Genomic DNA, 22,018 nt, shown 5'->3' with positions numbered 1-22,018 from the left:
CTACGCGCCGCGGCGGTGCAGGGCGTCCAAGGCGGCCAGTTCGTCCTCGCCCAGGCGCAGTGCGCCCGCCGCGACGTTGGCGGCCAGGTGGTCCGGGTCGCCGGTGCCGGGGATCGCCAGGACGTGCGGACCCCGGTGCAGCGTCCACGCGAGCCGGACCTGCGCCGGGCTCACGCCGTGCGCCCGGGCCACGGTGAGCACCTCGTCGTCCGCCCCACCGGTCGCGCCGCTCTCGCGGCCCGTACCCGCGATGGCGTAGAACGGCACGTACGCGATGCCCTGTTCGCCGCACTCCCGGACGAAGTCGTCGTGGTCGGGCCGTACGCCGATCCCGTACTGGTTCTGTACGCAGACCACCGGGGCGATCGCGCGGGCCTCCGCCACCTGGTGCGGGTGGACGTTGGAGAGGCCCAGGTGACGGATGAGCCCTGCCTCGCGGAGCTCGGCCAGGGCGCCGAAGCGCTCGGCGACCGAGTCGGTGCCGACGACCCGCAGGTTCACCACGTCGAGGTGGTCGCGGCCCAGCTGCCGCAGGTTCTCCTCGACCTGTCCGCGCAGCTGCTCCGCCGTCGCGTGCGGCAGCCAGCGGCCTCGCGGGTCGCGCGCCGGACCGACCTTGGTGGCGATGACCAGGTCGTCCCCGTAGGGGGCGAGGGCGCGGTTGATCAGCTCGTTGGCGGAGCGCAGCGGGGAGAAGTAGAAGGCGGCGGTGTCGATGTGGTTCACGCCGAACTCGACCGCCCGGCGCAGCACGGCGACGGCCTGCTCCCGGTCGCGCGGCACAGCGTCCTCGACGAGGGCCTCGCCCGTCTGCGGCAGGCGCATCGAGCCGAAGCCGATGCGGTGGACGGGGAGGTCGCCGAGCGTCCAGGTGCCGGAGGCGGCGGCGGTGATCGTTTCTGTGGTCATCCGGGGATGATCCCCCGCCGGGAGCCCGAACGCCAGTGCGGCTCCGCCCGCGCGGCCTGCTCGGATCCCGGGCGTCAGCGGGAACGTCGCCGCCCGCGTAGGCTCGGTGGGACAGCCACGGTGATCACGGACGGCGGAGGGAACGGGGCGCGGGTCATGAAGATCGATCTCACGGACACCACATCCAGCAAGATCAACAAGGCGATCGTCCAGGGCCGCAGGGCCGTCGGCACGCCCGCCGTCGGCATGGTGCTCACCCTCGTCATCGTCACCGACGAGGAGAACGCCTACGACGCGCTGAAGGCGGCCAACGAGGCGTCCCGCGAGCACCCCTCCCGCACGCTCGTCGTCATCAAGCGCCACGACCGTACGCCCCGGCGGCGCAACGAGGCCCGGCTCGACGCGGAGGTCCGCGTCGGCAGCGACGCGGGGTCGGGGGAGACCGTCCTGCTCCGGATGTACGGCGAACTCGGCGCCCGCGCCGACTCCGTGGTCCTCCCGCTGCTGCTGCCCGACGCCCCCGTCGTCCTCTGGTGGCCGGTCGACGCCCCCGAGGTCCCGTCGGCCGACCCGCTCGGCTCGCTCGCCCAGCGCCGCATCACCGACGCGTACGCCGTCGAGGACCCGCTGGCCGCGCTGGACGTCCGCGCCGCCTCCTACGCCCCCGGCGACACCGACCTCGCCTGGACCCGGCTCACGCCGTGGCGCTCGATGCTGGCCGCCGCCCTGGACCAGGCCGGGGCGACGGTCGTCTCGGCCGCCGTGGAGAGCGAGCCGGACAACCCGAGCGCCGAACTGCTGGCCCGCTGGTTCGAGGACCGGCTGCGGGTCCCGGTCGAGCGGGTGGACACGGCCGGTCCGGTCGTCACCGCCGTACGCCTCGGCACGCCGGACGGCGAGATCGTCATCGACCGGCCCGAGGGCCCGGTGGCGCGGCTGTCCATCCCCGGTCAGCCGAGCCGGGTCCTCGCCCTGAAGGTCCGTACGACGGCCGAGCTGATCGCCGAGGAGCTGCGCAGGCTCGACCCCGACGAGACCTACGCCTCGGCCCTGCGGGCCGGAGCGGCGCGGTCGCAGCCCGCGTCCACGACGGCGGCGTAGCCCAGGGCCACGGCTGAGCCCAGGGCGGCAACCGGCAACCGCTCGTAGCCCTCGGCCGGTTCGGCGGCCGCGTGCGGGCACGGAAGCGCGCTACCCGCCGGACGCCGGCCGGGGGAGGACCCGCTTGGCTCCGAGCCGGACGGCGTAGCGCTCCCGTGCCGCGAAGTCCGCCGCCCCCCACACCGCGGGGCGCCCGACCTCCGCGCACAGGTGGAGGATCGCGTCGTCCCCGACGTGGACGCCGACATGCGCCCCGTACGCGTCGGCCGTGCGGTTGAACAGGACCAGGTCGAGGCGGTCCGCGACCGGCACGTGGACCGTGGCCCCGGTGTCGCTCCAGAGCTCCGAGGAGCGCAGGTCCGGAGGCGTCAGACCGAAGTGCCGCAGCACCTCGTACGCGAACACCTGGCAGTTGGCACCGTCTGCGAGCCCCGGACGGGCGGCCACGGACGCGGCACCCGGGAAACGCGACCCCACGTACCGGACGGTCCAGAACTCCGCAGGGAGGCCGGTGATCATCGCCCTCATCTCCTCGTCCTTCCGCGCTGTCGTCGGACTGCTCCGCCTTCTCCATGACTGTGTCACGGGGAAGTTGGCGCCGGGCGTCCCGGCCGACCCTCGCGGTCGCGGCCCCGCCGGGTAGGGTGATCACGCTCCGGGGGGTCGGAGCCGCAATCCGTGGAACGTCGTACACAAGGGGTGGGACATGGCCAAGCACCGGCTGTCCAGAAGAGGTCGCTACATCGCACTGGCGACGACCGGCGTCGTCGTCGTGGCCGGCGCCGGCATCGCGGCGCAGACCTCGATGGCCGCCCCGGCGTGGCCGGCCCAGAAGACCTACACCGGCCGGGCGTTCGACGCCTGCACGGCGCCCTCGCTCACCGCGATGAAGGCGTGGAAGAAGGACGCCTACTACGGCGGCGTCGCGGTCTACGTCGGCGGCAAGAACCGCGGCTGTGCCCAGCCCAACCTGACCAAGTCCTGGGTGAAGTCGGTCGACACGCTCGGCTGGCGCGTCATCCCCCTGTACGTGGGCGCCCAGCCGCCCTGCCAGAAGAGCCGGAACAAGGAGAGGTTCACCGCGGCCACCGCGACCTCGGTCGGGGCGAGCAACGCCAACGACGCGATCGCCAAGGCCTCGGCGCTCGGCATGAAGGCCGGCAGCCCGATCTACCTCAACATGGAGTCGTACGACATCGCCGACAAGGCCTGCAACGACGCCACCCTCGCCTACGTGCGGTCCTTCACCAAGACGCTGCGCGCCAAGACCTACCGCGCCGGCCTCTACGGCTTCAGCAGCTCCAGCGCCAAGGCGATCGCCACCGCCAAGGACCGCAAGGACCTGCCGGGCAACCTCTGGTACGCCCTGTGGAACGGCCAGGAGACCACCACCAGGGACTGGCCCTGGGACCCGAAGCTGTACACCGACCACAGCCGCGGCCACCAGTACAAGGCCAACAGCAAGGAAACCCGCGGCGGCCACACGATCACCGTCGACCGCAACGCCTGGGACGCCCCGGTCGCCATCGTCGGCTGACCAGCGGTCGCCGAAACGGCACGATCCCGGCGTCCGGGCGGCGCGCCGCAGCGGCCTCGCCGCCCGCCCGGGCGGCCCGCCCCACCGACGGCAGCGGTCGACAACCGTTTTCATCACGGTCGCCCGCCCCCGCCCGGCGTGCAGGACATCGCCCGAGGGCGGAGCATGAACATGAGGAGGGTCGCGGGGCGGCGACAGGAGGCTGCCATGCCCGACGCGCTCGTCGTGTTGAAGGACGTCGACAAGCACTTCGGCGCGCTCCACGTGCTCCAGTCCATCGACCTGACCGTCGGCCGGGGTGAGGTCGTCGTCGTGATCGGCCCGTCCGGGGGCGGGAAGTCGACCCTGTGCCGGGCCATCAACCGGCTGGAGACCATCGACTCCGGCGAGATCGTCATCGACGGCAAGCCCCTGCCCGCCGAGGGCCGCGAGCTCGCCGCGCTCCGCGCCGACGTCGGCATGGTCTTCCAGTCGTTCAACCTCTTCGCGCACAAGACCGTGCTGGAGAACGTCACCCTCGGCCAGGTCAAGGTCCGCAAGAAGGACAAGAAGGCCGCCGAGCGGCGGGCCCGGCAGCTCCTCGACCGGGTCGGGGTCGCGAGCCAGGCCGACAAGTACCCCGCCCAGCTCTCCGGCGGCCAGCAGCAGCGCGTGGCGATCGCCCGGGCACTGGCCATGGATCCGAAGGTGATGCTCTTCGACGAGCCGACCTCCGCGCTCGACCCCGAGATGATCAACGAGGTCCTCGAGGTCATGCAGCAGCTCGCCCGTGACGGAATGACCATGGTCGTCGTCACCCACGAGATGGGCTTCGCCCGGTCCGCCGCCAACCGCGTGGTCTTCATGGCCGACGGCAGGATCGTGGAGGAGACGACACCCGAGCAGTTCTTCAGCAATCCCAGCAGCGACCGTGCCAAGGACTTCCTCTCGAAGATCCTGCACCACTGACCGCGGCCGCCGCGCCCCCAGCCCCAGGGGTGACCCCATGAACCCTCGCAAGCTCACCAAGGCCGGCGTCGCCGCGGCCGCCGCGCTCGCCCTCTCCTTCTCGCTGGCCGCCTGCGGCGACGACGGGAGCAGCGGTTCGAGCGCCGACAGCGACAGGATCACCGTCGGCATCAAGTTCGACCAGCCCGGCGTCGGGCTGAAGACGCCGGACGGCACGTACACCGGCTTCGACGTCGACGTGGCGACGTACGTGGCCGACCAGCTCGGCTACGAGCCCGGCGACATCGAGTGGAAGGAGGCCAAGAGCGCCGACCGGGAGACCCTGCTCCAGCGCGGTGACGTCGACTTCATCGCGGCCTCGTACTCGATCAACGACGAGCGGGCGCAGAAGGTCGACTTCGCCGGGCCGTACCTCCTGGCCCACCAGGACGTGCTGATCCGCGCGGACGACAACTCGATCACCAAGCCCGAGGACCTCAACAACAAGAAGCTCTGCTCGGTCACCGGTTCCACCTCCGCGCAGAACGTCAAGAGCGAGATCGCCCCGCAGGCCCAACTCCAGGAGTACGGCGGTTACTCGGAGTGCCTGACCGGCCTGGAGAACGGCGTCATCGACGCCCTGACCACCGACGACTCCATCCTCGCCGGCTACGCCTCACAGCCCGAGTTCGAGGGCAAGTTCAAGCTCGGCGGCTTCGAGCTGAGCAACGAGAACTACGGCATCGGCGTCCAGAAGGGCAGCGAACTGAAGGAGCAGATCAACGACGCCCTGGAGAAGATGGTCGCGGACGGGTCCTGGGACGCGGCCGTGAAGAAGAACTTCGGACCCGCGGAGTACCAGAACGAACCCGCACCGGAGATCGGCGTCGTCGTGAAGTGAGTGGGCCGCCGTGTTCGACTTCCTCGAAGGCTACGACCTGCTGGGAGCGTTCTGGGTGACGGTGCAGCTCACCGTCTACTCCGCGATCGGCTCCCTGATCTGGGGGACGCTGCTGGCCGCCATGCGCGTCAGCCCCGTCCCCCTGATGCGGGGCTTCGGCACCGCCTACGTCAACGTCGTCCGCAACATCCCGCTGACCGTCATCATCGTCTTCACCTCGCTCGGCCTCTTCCAGACCCTCGGCGTCGACATGGGCGCCAAGGACTTCACCACGATCAACTTCCGCCTCGCCGTCCTCGGACTGATCGCCTACACCTCCGCCTTCGTCTGCGAGGCGCTGCGCTCGGGCATCAACACCGTCCCCCTCGGCCAGGTCGAGGCCGCCCGGGCCATCGGCCTCAACTTCCCGCAGATCCTGCGCCTCATCGTGCTCCCGCAGGCCTTCCGCTCCGTGGTGGGGCCGCTGGCCAACGTCCTGATCGCCCTCACCAAGAACACCACCGTCGCCGCCGCCATCGGCGTCGCCGAGGCCGCCCTGCTGATGCGCGAGATGATCGAGAACGAGGCCCAGCTGATCCTCATCTCGGTGATCTTCGCCGTCGGCTTCATCTGTCTCACGCTGCCCACCGGGCTCTTCCTCGGCTGGCTTGCCAAGAAGGTGGCGGTGAAGCGATGAAGGAGCGCCCCACCGTCCTCTACGACGTCCCGGGCCCCCGCGCGAAGCGCCGGAACCTGCTCTACACGCTGCTCTTCCTGATCGCCTTCGCCGCCGTCGTCTGGTGGGTCCTGGTGAGCCTCGCCGGCAAGGACCAGCTGGAGGCGGACAAGTGGGAGCCCTTCGTCACCGACTCCCGCGTCTGGACCACGTACATCTTCCCGGCCCTGGAGAACACCCTGATCGCCGCCGGGCTCTCGATGGTCATCGCGCTGCCCCTCGGCGCGATCCTGGGCATCGGCCGACTCTCCGACCACCGCTGGGTGCGGGGCGTCGCCGGGACGGTCGTGGAGTTCTTCCGCGCCATCCCGGTCCTGATCCTGATGCTCTTCGCCAACGCCGCGTACTCCGAGTTCACCGACGTCAGCCCGGAGAGCCGGCCGCTGTACGCCGTCGTCACCGGCCTCGTCCTCTACAACGCCTCGGTCCTCGCCGAGGTGGTGCGGGCCGGGATCCTCTCCCTACCGAGGGGCCAGACCGACGCCGCCAAGGCGATCGGCATGCGCAAGGGCCAGACCATGTCCCACGTGCTGCTGCCCCAGTCGGTCACGGCGATGCTCCCCGCGCTCGTCAGCCAGCTCGTCGTCATCGTCAAGGACACCGCGCTCGGCGGCGCCATGCTCGGCTTCTCCGAGCTCCTCGCCTCCGTGCGCCCGATGAGCGCGAACTACGGGGCCAACACCATCGCGAGCTTCACCGTCGTCGCCGTCATCTTCGTCATCCTCAACTTCGCGCTGACCACCTTCGCCGGCCGGCTGGAGCGCCGGCTGCGGCGCGCCAAGAAGTCGACAGGCGCGGTGGTGGGCGTCGACGCGGTCGAGGACCTGAACCGCCCCGGCGAGCACCTCGGCCCGGGAGACACCACCAAGTGAGGCGGCCCGTCATCGGCGAATGACCCGTTCACGGGGTCCGTTCGGGCGCGTCATGGGGGAGACTGCTGCCGTGCGTGGACATCTACCCGACGAGAACACCAGCTTCGTGGGGCGCGGCAAGGAACGGGACCGCCTCGCCGCGGAGCTGGCGGACCACCGTCTCGTCACCGTCACCGGGGTCGGAGGCGTCGGCAAGACGCGCCTCGCCCTCCACACGGCGCGGCGCCTCGCCGACGGCTACCCGGACGGCGCGTGGTGGGCCGACCTCACCCCGCTCCAGGGGGACCGCCTGCTCGTCGCGAGCATCGCCGACGCCGTCGACCTGACCATCCACACGCCCGGGATGCCCGTCGACATCCTCGGACGCTGGCTGGCCGGAAAACGCCTGTTGCTCGTCCTCGACTCCTGCGACCACCTGGCGGACCCCTGCGCCCGGCTCGTCGGCGACCTCCTGGCCGCCGCGCCCGGCCTCACCGTGCTCGCCACCAGCCGACGCCCCCTCGGCGCGCCCCAGGAGCGGGTGCTCGCCCTGGAGCCCCTCGTGTCCCGGGGCCGTGACGCGATGGACCTGCTCCGGCAGCGCGCCGGTGTGCCCCCCAGGGGTCGCCCGCGCGTCCCCGCGCAGTGGCAGGCGGGACCCGCCACCGAGATCTGCGCCCGGATGGAAGGCATCCCCCTCGCCCTCGAACTGGCCGCCGCCCAGATCCGCCTCCAGGGCGTCGAGGCCGTCCGGGACCAGCTCGGCTCGCGCTTCGAACTCCTCGTCCACCACGAGCGCGTCTGGCCGCAGCGCCACCAGACGCTGCGCGCGGCGATCGGCTGGAGCCACGAGCTGTGCGGCCCGCTGGAACGGCTGCTGTGGGCACGGCTCACGGTCTTCCGCGGGCCCTTCGACCTCGCCTCGGCGGACTTCGTGTGCGGGGGAGGCCCGCTGACCCCGCAGACCCTGCCGACCGCCCTCGACACGCTCGTCCGCATGTCCGTGGTCCGCAGGGAGGGCGACCGCTACCGGCTCCTGGACACCATCCGCGAGTACGGCGCGGGGTGGCTGAACCGGCTGGGAGAGACCGAAGCGGTCGCCGACCGGCACGCCGCCTTCTGCCTGGACCTGGCCCGGCGTGCCGACGCCGGCTGGCTCGGCCCCGACCAACTGCACTGGTACACCACGATCGACGAGCACTACACCGACCTGTGCACCGCGCTGGACCGGCTGCTGCGCACCGACCCCGACAGCGCGCTGGCGCTCGCCGGAGCGGTCGGGTTCTTCTGGTCGTGCTGCGGCCGGCTGCGCGAGGCCCGCGACTACCTGGAGCAGGCGCTGGTGCTCAGCGAGGCCAGGGGCCCCGACCGGGCCCGGGCCCTGTGGGCCCTCGGCGTGTCTCTCACCCTCCAGGGCGACTTCGGCCCCGCCCAGGACGTGAGCGAACGCTGTGCCCGGGCCGCGCGGCACGCCGAGTACGCGGCGAGGCCCGCGGCCGGGAGAGGCGGCGCGGTGGGCCTGGGGGCGAGAACGCTGGACGCCGCCTATCTCGCGGGGCTGCTCGCCCTGATGACCGGCCGCCCCAGGGCCGCGCTCGTCGTGGTCGGCCACGTCCTCGACGCCGCCCCCGGCGGTCCGACGGACTCCGCCGAGCGCCTGCGCTGCCTCCTCGTGAGGGTCTTCGGGCTCACCGGCCTCGGCCGTCTCGACGAGGCCCGTGGGGAGGCGCTCGCCCTGCGGGACGCCTGCACCGCGCAGGGGGAGCACTGGACCCGCGCGTACCTCGACTACCAGCTGGCGCTGATCGGCCTCCTCGAAGGAGAGCCCGAGTCGGCCGTCGGCCACGCCAGGGCCATGCTGGAGGGGAAGCGGAAGCTCGGCGACGGCTTCGGGGTCGCCCTCGGCCTCGACATCCTGGCCGCCGCGCTCGCCGCCTCCGGGGACGGCGAACTCGCCGCCGACGTCTCCGGCACGGGTGAGGCGTACTGGCGGTCCACCGGCCAGCCACAGCGCGGCATGCCCGAACTGCACGCCCTGCGGGAGAAGTACGCGCACACGGCCCGCGCGACGATCGGTTCCCCCACCTACGAGGAGATCTTCCTGCGCGCCCTGTCCGGGCTCCCGCAGGAAGGCCTCGACCGTGCCCTGCGAGGCGGCTCGCGGAGCGGCTGAACCGGCTCGGCGGGGAGCGGCGGGCGAGCGGGCCGCGGCGCCGGATGCCGCGGCCCGCCCGTCGTCCCCGCACGAGGCCCGCCCGTCGTGCCCGCACGCGGCCCGCCCGTCGTCCCCGCCCGCGGTCCGCGCCTACTTCAGGTACGGGCCCGCGGTTCCGATGCGGCCCGGTCCGTTCCGTACGTACACCCGCAGGTTGCCCTTGCCCGGCGCCGCCACGGTCAGCGTGCCGTCGGTGACGACCCGCTGGTCGCCCGTGACGGCGTCGGTGTAGGTGCCGTTCGGGATGCCGGTGTACGTCGCGCCGTCGGTGACGGTGACGAGCGCGAAGCTGTCCGTGGAGCCGGAGGTCCAGCGGCGCTTGAAGGCCATCGACCCGCTGACGCCCTCGGTGGAGTACTGGCCCGTCTGCAGGGCCGGGACCGCCCGGCGGATCTGGTTGAGCCGCTGGACGTGCCGGGCCAGTGGCTGGGCGAGGGTCTGGGCGACGGCGCCGCTCGCGGACTCGACGGAGGAGAAGCCGGACGCCTTCACGTCCCCGGCGAGGTGGTCGCCGAAGTAGGCGCGGCCCGTGGTCGCCAGCGGGCAGGTGGGCCCGCAGTCGATCTTCTTCCCTTTCTGGAACTCGATCTCGGAGCCGTAGTACAGCGTCGGGATGCCGCGGAAGGTCCACATCAGCGACATGTTCTCCGCCCAGGCGTCCGTGCCGCCGGCGTACCGCTCGCTGCTCTTGTTGGGTCCGTAGTCGTGGCTGTCGACGTAGACGACGTTGTAGGTGGCGTCGTTGTAGCTGTCGTCGGAGTCCTTGCCGTTGCCGAAGGCGTTCCGCGCGTCGCCGAAGTTCATGTGCATGCGCATGTCGATGACGTGCATCCCGGAGAACCGGCTGTGGTCCGGCTCGTGGTAGTCGTTGCCGTTCAGGAAGGCGTTGGTCGACGTGGGCTGCCCGGCCGGGCCGAGTCGCTGCTCGTGCGCGTACATCTCCAGGGCGGCCCTGGTGTCGTCGGCGTCGTACTCCGCGCGCTCCTTCCAGGTGTAGAACTGGGCGGAGTGGTTGACCGAGCCGCGGTTCCACTTGTCGTTGACGAAGGCGGCGACCTCGCCGAAGACGAAGAAGTTCTTCGCGACCTCCGCTCCGAACTTCCTCGTGACGCGCTCCTGGATGGCGGGCAGGAAACGGCGGTTCCAGGTGGTGCGCGGGATGTGGACGGCCGTGTCGACGCGGAAGCCGTCGACGCCCATGTCGATGTACTTGTCGTAGGCGCCGATCAGATAGTTCTGCACGGCCGTCGACTCGGTGTTGAAGTCCGCGAGGTCGTCGTGGAGCCAGCAGGAACGGGAGTCCTCGCCCTCCCAGTTGCCGATCCAGCAGGTGTGGTAGAGCGCCTTCGGGAACATGCCGGAGGTGGGGTTCGGCCACTGGCAGTTGTAGATCCGGTACCCCTCCGGCGAGGTGTACGTGGTCGCGGTGCCCCAGTTGACGCAGGTGTTGCCGGTGGGCTCGGCCGTCGACCACAGGTCGCCGTTGTAGTACGACTTCCCGGACTTCGGCTCGACGGTCAGGCCGTCGTACTCGAAGGAGGCGTTCGGCTCGTCGTAGTGCCAGCTCCACTGGCTGTCGCGGACGCCGTACGTCCTCGGTGTGAACAGGCCCTTGGCGCCCCAGCGGGAGGAGTGGTTGTAGACGACGTCCTGGTAGATCTTCATGCCCTTGGCGTGGGCCGCGTTGATCAGGTCCTGGTACGAGGCGCCCGCCGATTCGAGGCGGGCGTCGACCTGGTAGAAGTCGTAGCCGTGGTACCCGTGGTAGTCGTAGTCGGACCGGTTGAGCACCACCGGGGTGATCCACACGGCGGAGAACCCGAGGCCCTTGATGTAGTCGAGCTTGTCCACCAGGCCCTTGAAGTCGCCTCGGAACATGGGGTCGCCGTTCGCGGCGTTGCCCGACTTCGTGTGCTGGCTGCCGCCGCGGTCGTTCGAGGGGTCGCCGTCGTGGAAACGGGCGGTCAGGACGAAGTAGATCGGGTCCTTGCGGGGGTCGGTGCCCAGTGGTCGGCCCTCGGCGGGCGCCGGGGGCGCCGTCCCCGTGGTCGCCCGGGCGGGCGCCGAGGCGGCGGAGGTGTTGCCGGCGGCGTCGAGCGCCCTGACGGTCCAGGTGTAGGCGGTGCTCTCCTCCAGGTCCGTCTCGGAGAGCACGGTGGAGCCGACATCGGTCACGGCCGTGCCGCGCGTCCCGCCGGTGCGGGTCACCTGATAGGCCGTCACTCCTCGGTCGTCCGAGGCGGGTTGCCAGCTGAGGACGGCCGAGGTGCCGTCCGCGCGCGCGGTGACCCCGGTGGGCACGGTGGGGGCCCGCGTGTCGGGGGCCTCGACGGCGCACGGGTCCGCGGCCCCCGGGGTGACGGTCCGGTCCTCGACGGTGGTGGTCCCGGCGGGCAGCGCGTAGTTCACGCCGTTGTTGTTGTCCCAGACGCCGTTGCCGTTGTTGAAGACGGCGCTCAGCGTGGTGGCGGCGCCGAGGTCGACGGAGCGGCGCCACCAGCCGGTGCAGGCCGCCTCCATGCCGACCCCCGGGACCGTGGTCCAGGCTCCGCCCGCCGGGGCGTGGTGCAGGTTGACGGTGGTCCAGCCGAGGGCGGCGGTGGAGTAGTAGACGGTCGCCCGGTTGCCCGGGGCGGGTTCGGCCGGGTCGTCGCCGCACGGGTCGGAGTGGGCCACCACACCGTCCTTGACGGTGACGGTGCCGGTCCCGAGGTCGTAGTTCCGGCCCCCGTTGTTGTCCCAGGTACCCCCGCCGTCGGTGAAGGTCGCCTGGAGCCCCTCGGCGGAGCCCAGGGTGACGGTCTTCTTCACCCAGTCCGTGCAGGCGGCCTCCATCGCCACGCCGGGGACGGCGGTCCAGGCCCCGCCGTCGGGGGCGTAGTGGAGACGGTGGGCGGACCAGTTCTTGGTCTTCGTGAAGTAGAAAACCGTCGCGGTGTTCTCGGCGGCCGCGACGGGCGCCGCCGAGGAGGCGGTGGCCGACGGGGACGGGGGTGGGGCGGAGAGCAGTCCGAGCAGGCAGGCGGCGGCCGCGGCCGCCACGGTGACCTGTCTGAACCGCCGAAGGCGGGTGCGTCGCATGCGTCTCTTCTCCGGGGCACGGGCCGCGACGGGCAGGTCGCGGCAGGGGCGGTGAAAGATCGAGCAGAAAATTGCTGCAAGCGTTTGCGCGGGCCGAAAGTTACCCGTGCATGACAGAGGCGTAAAGGAGTGTGGACGAGATCCCTCGGCGGCAGCCGCCTCACCGGGCCGGGCGCTCACCGCGCCCGCGCGCTCACCGGGCCGCGCCGTCGCCGGGCCGCGCCGTAACCGCCCCGCGCGCTCACCGGGCCCGCGCGCCCCGGCGCGAGCGGGCCGCATAGAGTCGACCCGGGCCCGGGACCCACCGTCGGACCGACGGGCGGGGGTCCAGCCAGCCCCCGTACCACCGAAGAAACCACTCCGAGAACCACGAGAGCCACCCGAGGAGCACTCCGTGACCGACGCGGCGTCCACCGCCCAGCAGCAGATCGCCCGGGACCTCGAGGTCTCCCCGCACTTCGACCCGCTCGTCGAGATCGAGCGCCGGGTGGCCTTCCTGACCGAGCGCCTCACCTCCACGGGGCTGCGCGGTCTGGTCCTCGGGATCAGCGGCGGGGTGGACTCCACCACGGCCGGCCGGCTCTGCCAGCTCGCCGTGGAACGGGCCCGCGCGGCGGGCCACGACGCCACCTTCTACGCCATGCGGCTGCCCTACGGCGTCCAGGCCGACGAGAAGGACGCCCAGCTCGCCCTGGGCTTCATCGCCGCCGACCGGGTCCTCACCGTGGACGTCAGGCCGGCGAGCGACGCCGCCCTGGAAGCCTGCCTGTCCGGCGGGGTGACCTTCCGGGACGCCCGCCACCAGGACTTCGTCCAGGGCAACATCAAGGCCCGCCAGCGCATGATCGCGCAGTACGCCGTCGCGGGCGCCCAGGACGGCCTGGTCGTCGGCACCGACCACGCGGCGGAGGCGGTCTCCGGCTTCTTCACCAAGTACGGTGACGGCGCCGCCGACGTCGTCCCGCTGACCGGCCTGACCAAGCGTCGCGTGCGGGCCTGCGCCGAAGCCCTCGGAGCCCCGTCCGAGCTGGTGTGGAAGACCCCGACGGCCGACCTGGAGACGCTCGACCCGGGCAAGCCCGACGAGGACGCGCTGGGTGTCACGTACGACGACATCGACGACTTCCTGGAGGGCAAGCCGGTGGCGGAGGCCGCGTACGACGCGATCGTCCGCCGCTACCGGCTCACCGACCACAAGCGCCGGCTGCCGATCGCGCCCTGAGTCCTGATCGGGCTCGGCCGTGGGGTCGGCGGCACAGCAGCCGTCGGCCCCGTCGGAGGGCCTGGCCGACCAGGTCAGGTGAGGGCCTGGACGGCGTAGAGGGCGCCGACCCCGACCGCGAGAGTGCCGAGGAGCAACCGTAGGAAGGTCTCGGGGAGCCGCGGCTGGAGCCGGGCGCCGAGGTAGCCGCCGCCCAGGCCGCCCAGGCCCGCGCAGCTGCCGAGGAACCAGTCGGGTGCGATGGCGCCGCTGTGGGTGAGGGAGAGCAGGGCGAAGGTCGCGGCCCCGACGAGGGAGGTGGCGAAGGTCGCGGCGAGGGCGGCAGGGGCGACGCGGGAGACCGGAACGCCGCGGCCGGCGAGGATCGGGCCGATCAGGGAGCCGCCGCCGATTCCGTAGATCCCGCCGACGACTCCCACCGTCAGGGCCAGCGCGCCCAGGGCGCGCGGAGACGGCTCCCGCACAGGCCCGGCGCTCCTCGGGCGCAGCGTGCGCGCGCACAGCCACAGGCCGAGGGGGAGGAGGAAGGCGGCGATCAGAAGGCGGAAGACGGTCGGGCCGGGGAGGGCGAAGACCCGGATGACGGCTCCGGCCACGACTCCGGGGAGGGTCCCGGCGAGCAGGCGACGGGTGAGCGGGGACCACAGACCGCCGGTGCGGTGGTGGCGCCACAGGGCGCCGGGGCCCGCGACCACGTTGTACAGCAGGTTGGTCGGGGTCACCGCCGGGTTGGGCACCGCGAACACGCTCAGCTGTACGGGCAGGAGGAACACCGCCCCCGACACCCCGACCGGCGCGGTCACCACGGCGATCAGCAATCCGGCGGCCACCGCGCCGAGTCCGAGCCACCAGTCCACCGCTGCCCCCTTGTGATCAATCCGGCCAGTATCGGACAGGCCGACGTCCGGCGGTGCCTCCGGGGGCGGTGAGGTCCCTGAGGGTGACGGGCGGCGACCATCCGGACGTGAGCCCGCGTGGAGGGTGTCCGGATGGTGGTCCGCTGGGTGTGCCCTCGGAATTCCCGAACGGCACACGCGAAGGAGACAACGGCATGTTCGGACAGTCGAAGGCGTTCAGTGGCTTCTCGGTCGACGATCTCGACCGGGCCCGTCAGTTCTACGGCGACACCCTCGGCCTCCAGGTCGACATGGTCGGCGAGGGGGAGATGCAGATGCTGACGATCAAGCTGGGGAGCGGCGCGAACGTCTTCGTCTACCCCAAGGACAACCACACGCCCGCCTCCTTCACGATCCTGAACTTCCCCGTGGACGACATCGAGGCCGCCGTCGACGAGCTGGCCAAGCGGGGTGTCTCGCTCCAGCGCTACCCGGGGTTCGAGCACGACGCCAAGGGCGTCGTGAAGGGCCCCGGCGGCGACGGTCCGGCGGGCATCGCCTGGTTCACCGACCCGGCGGGCAACGTGCTGTCCGTCCTGCAGGAGGACTGAGCCGTACGGAGACGGCCCGGCCCCCGTGCCAAGGGGCCGGGGCGTCCGCCGACGGGAGGGGTGTTCCACCTCCCGTGCCAGGGGGCCGGGCCGTCCGCCCACGGGAGGTGTGTTTCACCTCCCGGGGGGCGGGAAGCCGCACGCCGAGGAGGTGCGCGATGACCGCACGCGACGGCAGGCAACGGGACGACAGGGATCGCGACGACGGGGGCCGGGAGACCCGGCGGGAGGGCGAGGCGGCCCACGCCCACGCGCAGTACGAGCGCGACAAGGCGGAGAACCTGCTCCAGCGGGCGCGGCGGACTTCCGACCCCGAGGAGGCCGACCGCCTGCGCGAGCAGGGCGAGCGCCTCAAGGAGCGCAGCGAGGGCGCCTTGCGCGAGGAGCACGAGCCCTGGCCCGACGACCTCCACGAGCGCTACCCCGGGTGAGCTGACCCCGAGGCCCTGGCCGACAGGTCGGCCCGACGCAAGCCCCCGTCCGGTCGCCTCTGCGCAAGCCCCCGCACAAGGCCCTCGCGCCAGCCTCCCGCGCAAACCCTGCGCGCAAACCCTCCGCACCCCCCCCGTGCCGGCCCCCGCCCACGGCCCGAACGGCCCGGTCCGGCGTGCGGCGGGGCGGGTCGCCGCCTGAAATGGGGGGATGACCGCGCCTCCCGACGACTGCCTCGCGCGCAACGAATGGATCTGCGGCGCCTATCTGTCCTCCCGGAGCGAGATCCTCGGCGACGCCGTCCTCCAGCACCTCCAACTGACCCTCGTCTCGGTCGTCATCGGCCTGCTGCTCGCCGTCCCCCTCGCCGTCGCCGCCCGCCGCTGGCGCTGGGCCGCCGGGCCGGTCCTCGGGGTCACCACGATCCTGTACACGATCCCGTCCCTGGCGATGTTCTCGCTGCTCCTGCCCGTCTACGGACTGAGCGCCTCCATCGTCATCGCGGGGCTCGTGCTCTACTCCCTCACCCTGCTCGTACGGAACATCCTGGCCGGTCTCCGCGCCGTCCCCGAGGACACCCGGCAGGCCGCGCGCGGCATGGGCTACGGCCCGGTCCGGCTGCTGCTCACCGTAGAGCTTCCGCTCGCCCTGCCCGCCGCGATGGCCGGGCTGCGCATCGCCACCGTCTCCGCCGTCTCCCTCGTGACCATCGGCGCGATCGTCGGCTACGGCGGCCTCGGCAACCTCATCTACTCCGGGATGAACACCTACTTCAAGTCGCAGGTCCTCACCGCCTCCGTCCTCTGCGTGGTCATCGCCGTCGCGGCCGACCTGCTGCTGCTCGGCATCCAGCGGGTGCTCACGCCCTGGACCCGCGGGCAGGCCGCGTGAACACCCTCTCCGCAACCTGGGACTGGCTCACCACGGCCGCCCACTGGGCCGGCGACAACGGGGTCTGGAACCGGCTCGCCGAGCACCTCTACCTGACCGTCGTCTGCCTCGTGCTGAGCTGCGCCCTCGCCCTTCCGGTCGCGCTGGTCCTCGGCCACCTCGGCAAAGGCGGCGCCCTGGCCGTCAACCTCTCCAACGTCGGCCGCGCCGTGCCCACCTTCGCCGTCCTCGTCCTGCTGCTGCTCAGCCCGATCGGCGCCTACGGTGACTGGCCGACGATCATCGCGCTCGTCCTCTTCGCGATCCCGCCGCTGCTCACCAACGCGTACGTGGGGATGCGCGGGGTCGACGCCGATGTCGTACGGGCCGCACGGGGCATGGGGATGACCGGCCGCCAGATGCTCCTCGGCGTCGAGGTGCCGCTCGCGCTCCCGCTGATCCTCACCGGGGTCCGGATCGCCGCCGTGCAGCTGGTGGCCACCGCGACCGTCGCCGCGCTCGCGGGCGGCGGGGGACTCGGCCGGATCATCACCGCCGGGTTCAACCTCGCCTCCACCCCGCAGGTCGTCGCGGGCGCGGTGCTCGTCGCCCTCTTCGCCCTGGTGGTCGAGGCGGTCTTCGAGGGCGCGCAGCGCCTCGCCCCGGCCTGGGCGCGGGGGAGCGCGGGATGAAGGGACGTCGAGCGGCGGTGGCGTGGGCGGCGGGGGCCCTGCTCGCCCTCGCCGGGTGCACCACCGGCCCGTCCCTGGAGGACCAGGGCGAGGTCACCGCCCCGCCCGGCGACAGCCGCCATCTCACCATCGGCTCGGCGGGCTTCACCGAGAGCGACCTGCTGGCCCAGATGTACGCGCTGCTCCTGGAGGAGGCCGGCTACAGCACGGAGATCCTCGCGGTCACCAACCGGGAGATCTACGAACCGGCCCTGGAGAGCGGCCAGATCGACGTCGTACCGGAGTACGCGGCGACCTTCGCGGACTGGCTGAACGCCAAGGCCAACGGGGCCGAGGCGCCGGCGGTCGGCTCGCCCGACCTGACCGCCACCATGACCGCGCTGCGTGGGCTCGCCACCCCTCGGGGGCTGACCGTTCTCGACCCGGGCCGGGCCGTCGACCAGAACGCCTTCGCCGTCACGAGGGCGTTCGCCACCGAGCACGGGCTCAAGACCCTGAGCGACCTGGGCGCGGCGAAGCTGCCCGTACGGCTCGCGGCGGGCGACGAGTGCGTGAAGCGGCCGTACTGCGCGCCGGGGCTGCGCGAGACGTACGGGATCGACGTCACCGCGGTCGACCCGAAGGGCGTCGGCACCACGCAGGCCAAGCAGGCCGTGCAGAGCGGGCAGGACCAGATGGTCCTGACGACCACCACCGACGCCACCCTCGACGAGTTCGGCCTGGTGCTGCTCGCCGACGACAAGCACCTCCAGAACGCCGACTACATCGTCCCCGTGGTCAACCGCTCCCGCGCGGGCAGCGAGGGCGTCACGAAGGCCCTCGACCGGCTGAACTCGGTCCTGACCACGGCCGACCTGGCCGCCATGAACGAGCAGGTGGACAGCTGGCGGCGGCTCCCTGAGGACGTCGCGCGGACCTATCTCCAGGAGAAGGAGCTCATCCCCGCCGGCTAGGAACCGTCCGGCGGATCCTGTGACTGCCGGATCGCTCACTCGTCGCGTTCGCCCCCGCTACGACACGAGGGACTACGGCTTCGGCGGGTCCTCGCCCGTGAGCCCGTCGACGGACTCACGGATGAGGTCGGCGTGACCGGCGTGACGGGCGTACTCCTCGATGAGGTCCAGGAGAATACGGCGGAGGTTGGGGCGTTCGCCGCTACGGGTGGTGTGGGCGCCGAGTTGGTCAAGGCCGCCCGTGCTGAGCGCCTCGTCGACGACGGCACGGGAGCGGGCGACTGATTCCCGCCAGAGAGCGCGCAGTTGCTCGGGGGTGTCCTGCGCGGCGGAGCGGTAGTCCCAGTCGGGAGTGCTGTCCCAGTCGACGGTGTCCCAGGGAGCACCGACGGGGGGGCCGAGCCACAGCCGGGCGAAGTGACTGTCTTCCACGTGCGCCAGGTGCTTGAGGAGTCCGCCCAGGGTGAGGGTGGATGTGCCGAGTGTGGCGCGAAGGCCCGGGGCGTCGAGGCCGGAGCACTTCCAGGCCAGGGTGGCCCGCTGCCGTTCGAGGGCGCCGAGGACGGCCGCTGCCTCGGTGCCGGCGAGTGGAGGTTCCGGCCACGCTTCGGTTCTGCCCTCCGTCATGGCCGCAGACCCTGTCGAACAGCGGGCGTGCGGTAGGTTCCCCCGGCATGAGCGGACGCGGCTCTCTCTCCTGGCCACCTGACCCGATACCGACCGAACGGCTCACGCTGCGCGCGTCCGAGGCACGGGACCGTGCGGCGTTCGTCGAGCTGTTCGCGTCGCCTGAGGTGGGAACCTACGTGGGTGGCGCCCGACCGCGTGACGAACTCGAACGCGCGGTGCCCGAGGTGCCCGGGCGGCGCCCCGGCCTCTTCGTGGTCGATCTCGACGGAGCGATGATCGGCATGGTCACGCTCGACCGGCGCGACCCGGTGCGCCCGGGGCATGTGCGCCCCGACGCCGGGGAGACCGAGCTCGGCTACCTGTTCCTGCCGGAGGCGTGGGGACACGGGTACGCCGTCGAGGCGTGCGTCGGAGTACTCGACTGGCTCGCCGCCGCGCTCCCCGGTGAGCCGGTGGTGCTCTGCACGCAGACCGCCAACGACCGGGCGATGCGCCTCGCGGCGAAGCTGGGGTTCGAGGAGGTGGAGCGGTTCGAGGAGTACGGCGCCGAGCAGTGGTTCGGCGTACGACCCTCGCTGACGCCTCCGTGAGTGCGGCGTATGGTCCGCGCTCACGCCTCCGTTCCCGTGGGGCGTTCGGGGAGTTCGCTCACGCCTCCGTGACCGTGGGGCGTACGGCGGAGTTCGCTCGCGTCTTCCTGAGGAAGGGCCTCACGCGTCGGCGACCGAGTCGAAGTCCACCTCGTCGCGCGCCACGCCCTGCGCGTCCGCGTCCACCGAGCGGCGGAGCGCCTCGTGGAGCTTGGCCGGGGTCAGGACGCCGAGGAAGCGGGTCCCGTCGAGGACGGCCACCCAGCCCGCGTCGTGCTGGAGCATCTCGCTGAACGCGTGCTTCAGCGGGGCGCCGACCGGCACCCAGGCCTCCATGCGGCGGGCCAGGTCGCCGACCGTGCCCTCCTCGCCGGCCAGCGAGAGGGCGTCGGCCGCCACCCAGCCGTGCAGGTCGCCGTCGGTGCCGAGCACCACCGCCCAGCGGGCCCCTTCCCCGCGCAGCCGGGCCGCCGCGTCCGCCGCGCGCTCGTCGAGGCGGGCCACCGACGGCTGCTCCAGGTCGTCCGGCTCGATCTCGGTCACCGACAGCCGCTTCAAGCCCCGGTCGGCGCCGACGAACTGGGCGACGTACGGCGTGGCCGGCGTGCCGAGCACGGCCGCCGGAGTGTCGAACTGCTCGATGCGGCCCTCTCCGTACACCGCGATCCGGTCGCCCATCCGGACGGCCTCCTCGATGTCGTGGGTCACCAGCAGGACGGTCTTGCGGACGGTGGCCTGCAGGTTGAGGAACTCGTTCTGGAGCCGCTCGCGGACCACGGGGTCGACCGCGCCGAAGGGTTCGTCCATCAGCAGGACCGGCGGGTCGGCGGCGAGCGCGCGGGCGACGCCGACCCGTTGGCGCTGTCCGCCGGAGAGCTGGGACGGGTAGCGGGAGCCGTACGTCGTCGGGTCGAGGCCGACGAGGTCGAGGAGTTCGGCGGCGCGGGCGCGGGCCTTCGCCTTCTTCCAGCCGATCAGCGCGGGCACGGTCGCGGTGTTGTCGAGGATCGTCCGGTGGGGGAAGAGCCCGACCTGCTGGATCACGTAACCGATGCTCCTGCGCAGCTTGACCGGGTCGACCGAGGCGATGTCCTTCCCGTCGACGAGGATCCGGCCGGAGGTCGGCTCGATGAGCCGGTTGACCATCATCATCGTGGTCGTCTTGCCGCAGCCGGACGGACCCACCAGGGTGACCAGTTCTCCCTCGGCGACCTCGAAGCTCAGGCCGTCGACCGCCGTCGTGCCGTCCGCGTACACCTTGCTGACCTGCTCGAACCGGATCATGGATCCACGCTAGGAGGCACCGGGCCAGGGCGCACGGGGGCGGGGCCAGTCGGGGACGGGGCCGCGCCGTGGCCGTACGGGCCCCGCGGGCCCGTACTTGTCATGACCCTTGCGACGCGACCGTGGGGACTGCTATTCCTTTCGTTAGGAAAGTTTCCTTCCAATAACCCGTTCCCGGGAGCCCCCATGACATCGGCACGATCAGCACGTCCCAGGCTGCGATCCCTGGGCGCCGCGGGCACCGCCGCCGCCGCGCTCCTCCTCGGGCTGGCCACCGCGCCCCCCGCCGCGGTCGCGGCCCCCGTCACTCACGAGGCGGAGAGCGGCACCGTCGCCCAGGGCGTCGTCGAGTCCAACCACGCCGGCTTCACCGGCAGCGGGTTCGTCAACTACGACAACGTCACCGGCAGCTCCGTGCAGTGGAACGTCAAGGCGGCCCAGGCGGGCTCCGCGACCGTGACCCTCCGCTACGCCAACGGGACGAGCGCCGACCGCCCGATGGACATCACGGTCAACGGGACCGCCGTCGCGGCCGGCAAGTCCTTCGCCGGCACCGGCGCCTGGACGAGCTGGGCGACCACCACCGTCACGGCGAACCTCAAGGCGGGCGCCAACACCGTCCGGGCCACCGCCACCACCGCCGCCGGCGGCCCGAACGTCGACCACATCAAGGTCGAGGGCGCCACCACCCCGCCGCCCGTCGTCGGCACCCCCGTCGAGGTCAACGGCCAGCTGTCGGTCTGCGGCACCAAGCTCTGCAACCAGTACGGCAAGCCCGTCCAGCTGCGTGGCATGTCCAGCCACGGCACCCAGTGGTACCCGCAGTGCCTCACCGACGGATCGCTCGACGCCCTCGCCACGGACTGGAGGGCCGACATCCTGCGCGTCTCCACCTACGTCCAGGAGGACGGCTGGGAGACCGACCCGACCAGGTACACCAACCTCGCCAGCACGCTGATCGACCAGGCCACCGCGCGCGGCATGTACGTGATCGTCGACTGGCACATGCTCGACCCGGGCGACCCCCACGCCAACCTCGCGAACGCGAGGACGTTCTTCACGGACATCGCCACCCGGCACCAGGGCAAGAACAACATCTTCTACGAGGTCGCCAACGAGCCGTCCGGTGTCAGCTGGTCGAGGATCAAGAGCTACCACGAGCAGATCGTCCCGGTGATCCGGAACATCGACGGCAACGCCCCCATCCTGCTCGGCACCCGCGCCTGGTCCTCCCTGGGTGTCTCGGAAGGCGCCACCGAGACCGAGGTCGTCAGCAACCCGGTCAACGCGTCCAACGTCATGTACACGTTCCACTTCTACGCGAAGTCGCACCGTGACGCGTACCTGAACACCCTCTCCCGGGCCGCCGACCGGATCCCCGTGTTCGTCACCGAGTTCGGCACCCAGGACTACGCCGGTGAGGGCGCCAACGACTTCACCATGACGCAGAAGTACCTCGACCTCATGGCCGCCAAGAAGATCAGCTGGACCAACTGGAACTTCTCCGACGACTTCCGCTCCGGCGCCGTCTTCAAGGAGGGCACCTGCGACAGCAACGGCCCCTGGGCCGGTACCTCGTCGCTGAAGGAGGCCGGCGTCTGGATCCGTGACCGGATCAGGTCCGCCGACGACTTCCCCACCTCCTGACCCTCGACGCGCCC

21 protein-coding genes are annotated in these 22,018 nt (G+C 72.0%); 15 read left to right on the top strand and 6 right to left on the bottom strand.

The window, feature by feature from the left end:
• Complete coding sequence (locus ACIPPS_RS08090; protein ID WP_401428269.1) at nucleotides 1-909, bottom strand: oxidoreductase; 909 nt, start codon at nucleotides 907-909, stop codon at nucleotides 1-3.
• Nucleotides 910-1,065: 156 nt separating this feature from the next.
• Here ACIPPS_RS08090 and opcA point away from each other — a divergent pair, with 156 nt between their 5' ends.
• Nucleotides 1,066-2,010, top strand: a complete 945-nt coding sequence (gene opcA / locus ACIPPS_RS08085; RefSeq protein ID WP_401428267.1) for a glucose-6-phosphate dehydrogenase assembly protein OpcA — start codon at nucleotides 1,066-1,068, stop codon at nucleotides 2,008-2,010.
• Nucleotides 2,011-2,100: 90 nt separating this feature from the next.
• Here the strand turns inward: opcA and ACIPPS_RS08080 are convergent, their stop codons facing one another.
• Entirely contained in the window at nucleotides 2,101-2,538 is a 438-nt protein-coding gene (locus ACIPPS_RS08080) for a hydrolase (RefSeq protein WP_401428265.1), read from the bottom strand.
• 178 nt (nucleotides 2,539-2,716) lie between these two features.
• Between ACIPPS_RS08080 and ACIPPS_RS08075 the strand changes: the two genes are divergently transcribed.
• From ACIPPS_RS08075 to ACIPPS_RS08050, 6 genes are all read left to right on the top strand, one after another.
• Entirely contained in the window at nucleotides 2,717-3,547 is an 831-nt protein-coding gene (locus ACIPPS_RS08075) for a glycoside hydrolase domain-containing protein (protein WP_401428262.1), read from the top strand.
• Between the two features lie 207 nt (nucleotides 3,548-3,754).
• On the top strand, nucleotides 3,755-4,495 hold the full coding sequence (locus ACIPPS_RS08070) for an amino acid ABC transporter ATP-binding protein (RefSeq protein ID WP_401428259.1): 741 nt from the start codon (nucleotides 3,755-3,757) through the stop codon (nucleotides 4,493-4,495).
• 37 nt (nucleotides 4,496-4,532) lie between these two features.
• A complete protein-coding gene (locus tag ACIPPS_RS08065) occupies nucleotides 4,533-5,375 on the top strand; it encodes a glutamate ABC transporter substrate-binding protein (protein ID WP_401428257.1) in 843 nt (280 codons plus the stop codon).
• A 10-nt stretch (nucleotides 5,376-5,385) separates the two neighbouring features.
• Nucleotides 5,386-6,051, top strand: a complete 666-nt coding sequence (locus tag ACIPPS_RS08060; RefSeq protein ID WP_401428254.1) for an amino acid ABC transporter permease — start codon at nucleotides 5,386-5,388, stop codon at nucleotides 6,049-6,051.
• Nucleotides 6,048-6,962: an amino acid ABC transporter permease gene (locus ACIPPS_RS08055; RefSeq protein WP_401428252.1), complete on the top strand. Its 915-nt coding sequence runs from the start codon at nucleotides 6,048-6,050 to the stop codon at nucleotides 6,960-6,962. Before ACIPPS_RS08060 ends, ACIPPS_RS08055 begins: the two co-directional genes overlap by 4 nt.
• A 52-nt stretch (nucleotides 6,963-7,014) precedes the next feature.
• Nucleotides 7,015-9,114, top strand: a complete 2,100-nt coding sequence (locus ACIPPS_RS08050) for an ATP-binding protein (protein WP_401428250.1) — start codon at nucleotides 7,015-7,017, stop codon at nucleotides 9,112-9,114.
• 132 nt (nucleotides 9,115-9,246) lie between these two features.
• Here ACIPPS_RS08050 and ACIPPS_RS08045 read toward each other — a convergent pair whose 3' ends face one another.
• Entirely contained in the window at nucleotides 9,247-12,237 is a 2,991-nt protein-coding gene (locus ACIPPS_RS08045) for a carbohydrate binding domain-containing protein (RefSeq protein ID WP_401428247.1), read from the bottom strand.
• A 394-nt stretch (nucleotides 12,238-12,631) separates the two neighbouring features.
• On the opposite strand from ACIPPS_RS08045, the gene nadE reads away from it, so the two are divergent.
• Nucleotides 12,632-13,459 carry an ammonia-dependent NAD(+) synthetase gene (nadE, locus tag ACIPPS_RS08040; RefSeq protein ID WP_401428245.1) on the top strand — a complete coding sequence of 276 codons (828 nt, stop codon included), beginning with the start codon at nucleotides 12,632-12,634 and terminating at the stop codon, nucleotides 13,457-13,459.
• Nucleotides 13,460-13,533: 74 nt separating this feature from the next.
• On the opposite strand, the gene ACIPPS_RS08035 is transcribed toward nadE, so the two are convergent.
• The gene (locus tag ACIPPS_RS08035; RefSeq protein ID WP_401428243.1) at nucleotides 13,534-14,316 is read right to left on the bottom strand and encodes a TSUP family transporter; all 783 of its coding nucleotides are present in this window, start codon (nucleotides 14,314-14,316) and stop codon (nucleotides 13,534-13,536) included.
• 194 nt (nucleotides 14,317-14,510) lie between these two features.
• Here ACIPPS_RS08035 and ACIPPS_RS08030 point away from each other — a divergent pair, with 194 nt between their 5' ends.
• The 5 genes from ACIPPS_RS08030 to ACIPPS_RS08010 all read left to right on the top strand — a co-directional run bounded on the left by ACIPPS_RS08030 (nucleotide 14,511) and on the right by ACIPPS_RS08010 (nucleotide 17,853).
• Nucleotides 14,511-14,906, top strand: a complete 396-nt coding sequence (locus ACIPPS_RS08030; RefSeq protein WP_401428240.1) for a VOC family protein — start codon at nucleotides 14,511-14,513, stop codon at nucleotides 14,904-14,906.
• A gap of 158 nt (nucleotides 14,907-15,064) precedes the next feature.
• The gene (locus ACIPPS_RS08025) at nucleotides 15,065-15,337 is read left to right on the top strand and encodes a DUF6381 family protein (protein WP_401428238.1); all 273 of its coding nucleotides are present in this window, start codon (nucleotides 15,065-15,067) and stop codon (nucleotides 15,335-15,337) included.
• Between the two features lie 211 nt (nucleotides 15,338-15,548).
• The gene (locus ACIPPS_RS08020; protein WP_401428236.1) at nucleotides 15,549-16,229 is read left to right on the top strand and encodes an ABC transporter permease; all 681 of its coding nucleotides are present in this window, start codon (nucleotides 15,549-15,551) and stop codon (nucleotides 16,227-16,229) included.
• Nucleotides 16,226-16,900: an ABC transporter permease gene (locus tag ACIPPS_RS08015; RefSeq protein ID WP_401428234.1), complete on the top strand. Its 675-nt coding sequence runs from the start codon at nucleotides 16,226-16,228 to the stop codon at nucleotides 16,898-16,900. Before ACIPPS_RS08020 ends, ACIPPS_RS08015 begins: the two co-directional genes overlap by 4 nt.
• Complete coding sequence (locus ACIPPS_RS08010; RefSeq protein WP_401428232.1) at nucleotides 16,897-17,853, top strand: ABC transporter substrate-binding protein; 957 nt, start codon at nucleotides 16,897-16,899, stop codon at nucleotides 17,851-17,853. Before ACIPPS_RS08015 ends, ACIPPS_RS08010 begins: the two co-directional genes overlap by 4 nt.
• Before the next feature lie 72 nt (nucleotides 17,854-17,925).
• Here ACIPPS_RS08010 and ACIPPS_RS08005 read toward each other — a convergent pair whose 3' ends face one another.
• Nucleotides 17,926-18,480 carry a DinB family protein gene (locus tag ACIPPS_RS08005; protein ID WP_401428230.1) on the bottom strand — a complete coding sequence of 185 codons (555 nt, stop codon included), beginning with the start codon at nucleotides 18,478-18,480 and terminating at the stop codon, nucleotides 17,926-17,928.
• Between the two features lie 47 nt (nucleotides 18,481-18,527).
• Between ACIPPS_RS08005 and ACIPPS_RS08000 the strand changes: the two genes are divergently transcribed.
• A complete protein-coding gene (locus ACIPPS_RS08000; protein WP_401428228.1) occupies nucleotides 18,528-19,073 on the top strand; it encodes a GNAT family N-acetyltransferase in 546 nt (181 codons plus the stop codon).
• A 120-nt stretch (nucleotides 19,074-19,193) separates the two neighbouring features.
• Here ACIPPS_RS08000 and ACIPPS_RS07995 read toward each other — a convergent pair whose 3' ends face one another.
• A complete protein-coding gene (locus ACIPPS_RS07995) occupies nucleotides 19,194-20,357 on the bottom strand; it encodes an ABC transporter ATP-binding protein (RefSeq protein WP_401428225.1) in 1,164 nt (387 codons plus the stop codon).
• A 102-nt stretch (nucleotides 20,358-20,459) separates the two neighbouring features.
• Here ACIPPS_RS07995 and ACIPPS_RS07990 point away from each other — a divergent pair, with 102 nt between their 5' ends.
• A complete protein-coding gene (locus ACIPPS_RS07990) occupies nucleotides 20,460-22,004 on the top strand; it encodes a cellulase family glycosylhydrolase (protein ID WP_401428223.1) in 1,545 nt (514 codons plus the stop codon).
• Nucleotides 22,005-22,018 lie beyond the last annotated feature (14 nt).

The sequence above is a fragment of the Streptomyces sp. NPDC090127 genome (assembly GCF_044746945.1).
GTDB lineage: Bacteria > Actinomycetota > Actinomycetes > Streptomycetales > Streptomycetaceae > Streptomyces.
Note: the sequence above shows the minus strand (reverse complement) of the source record. Positions and strands in the feature narration are given on the sequence as shown.

Excerpts from the sequence above, each read along its gene's own strand:
- ACIPPS_RS08090 (WP_401428269.1), bottom strand. The coding sequence starts at position 909 with ATGACCACAGAAACGATCACCGCCGCCGCCTCCGGCACCTGGACGCTC.
- opcA (WP_401428267.1), top strand. The coding sequence starts at position 1,066 with ATGAAGATCGATCTCACGGACACCACATCCAGCAAGATCAACAAGGCG.
- ACIPPS_RS08080 (WP_401428265.1), bottom strand. The coding sequence starts at position 2,538 with ATGAGGGCGATGATCACCGGCCTCCCTGCGGAGTTCTGGACCGTCCGG.
- ACIPPS_RS08075 (WP_401428262.1), top strand. The coding sequence starts at position 2,717 with ATGGCCAAGCACCGGCTGTCCAGAAGAGGTCGCTACATCGCACTGGCG.
- ACIPPS_RS08070 (WP_401428259.1), top strand. The coding sequence starts at position 3,755 with ATGCCCGACGCGCTCGTCGTGTTGAAGGACGTCGACAAGCACTTCGGC.
- ACIPPS_RS08065 (WP_401428257.1), top strand. The coding sequence starts at position 4,533 with ATGAACCCTCGCAAGCTCACCAAGGCCGGCGTCGCCGCGGCCGCCGCG.
- ACIPPS_RS08055 (WP_401428252.1), top strand. The coding sequence starts at position 6,048 with ATGAAGGAGCGCCCCACCGTCCTCTACGACGTCCCGGGCCCCCGCGCG.
- ACIPPS_RS08050 (WP_401428250.1), top strand. The coding sequence starts at position 7,015 with ATGGGGGAGACTGCTGCCGTGCGTGGACATCTACCCGACGAGAACACC.
- ACIPPS_RS08045 (WP_401428247.1), bottom strand. The coding sequence starts at position 12,237 with ATGCGACGCACCCGCCTTCGGCGGTTCAGACAGGTCACCGTGGCGGCC.
- ACIPPS_RS08030 (WP_401428240.1), top strand. The coding sequence starts at position 14,511 with ATGTTCGGACAGTCGAAGGCGTTCAGTGGCTTCTCGGTCGACGATCTC.
- ACIPPS_RS08025 (WP_401428238.1), top strand. The coding sequence starts at position 15,065 with ATGACCGCACGCGACGGCAGGCAACGGGACGACAGGGATCGCGACGAC.
- ACIPPS_RS08020 (WP_401428236.1), top strand. The coding sequence starts at position 15,549 with ATGACCGCGCCTCCCGACGACTGCCTCGCGCGCAACGAATGGATCTGC.
- ACIPPS_RS08010 (WP_401428232.1), top strand. The coding sequence starts at position 16,897 with ATGAAGGGACGTCGAGCGGCGGTGGCGTGGGCGGCGGGGGCCCTGCTC.
- ACIPPS_RS08005 (WP_401428230.1), bottom strand. The coding sequence starts at position 18,480 with ATGACGGAGGGCAGAACCGAAGCGTGGCCGGAACCTCCACTCGCCGGC.
- ACIPPS_RS08000 (WP_401428228.1), top strand. The coding sequence starts at position 18,528 with ATGAGCGGACGCGGCTCTCTCTCCTGGCCACCTGACCCGATACCGACC.
- ACIPPS_RS07995 (WP_401428225.1), bottom strand. The coding sequence starts at position 20,357 with ATGATCCGGTTCGAGCAGGTCAGCAAGGTGTACGCGGACGGCACGACG.
- ACIPPS_RS07990 (WP_401428223.1), top strand. The coding sequence starts at position 20,460 with ATGACCCTTGCGACGCGACCGTGGGGACTGCTATTCCTTTCGTTAGGA.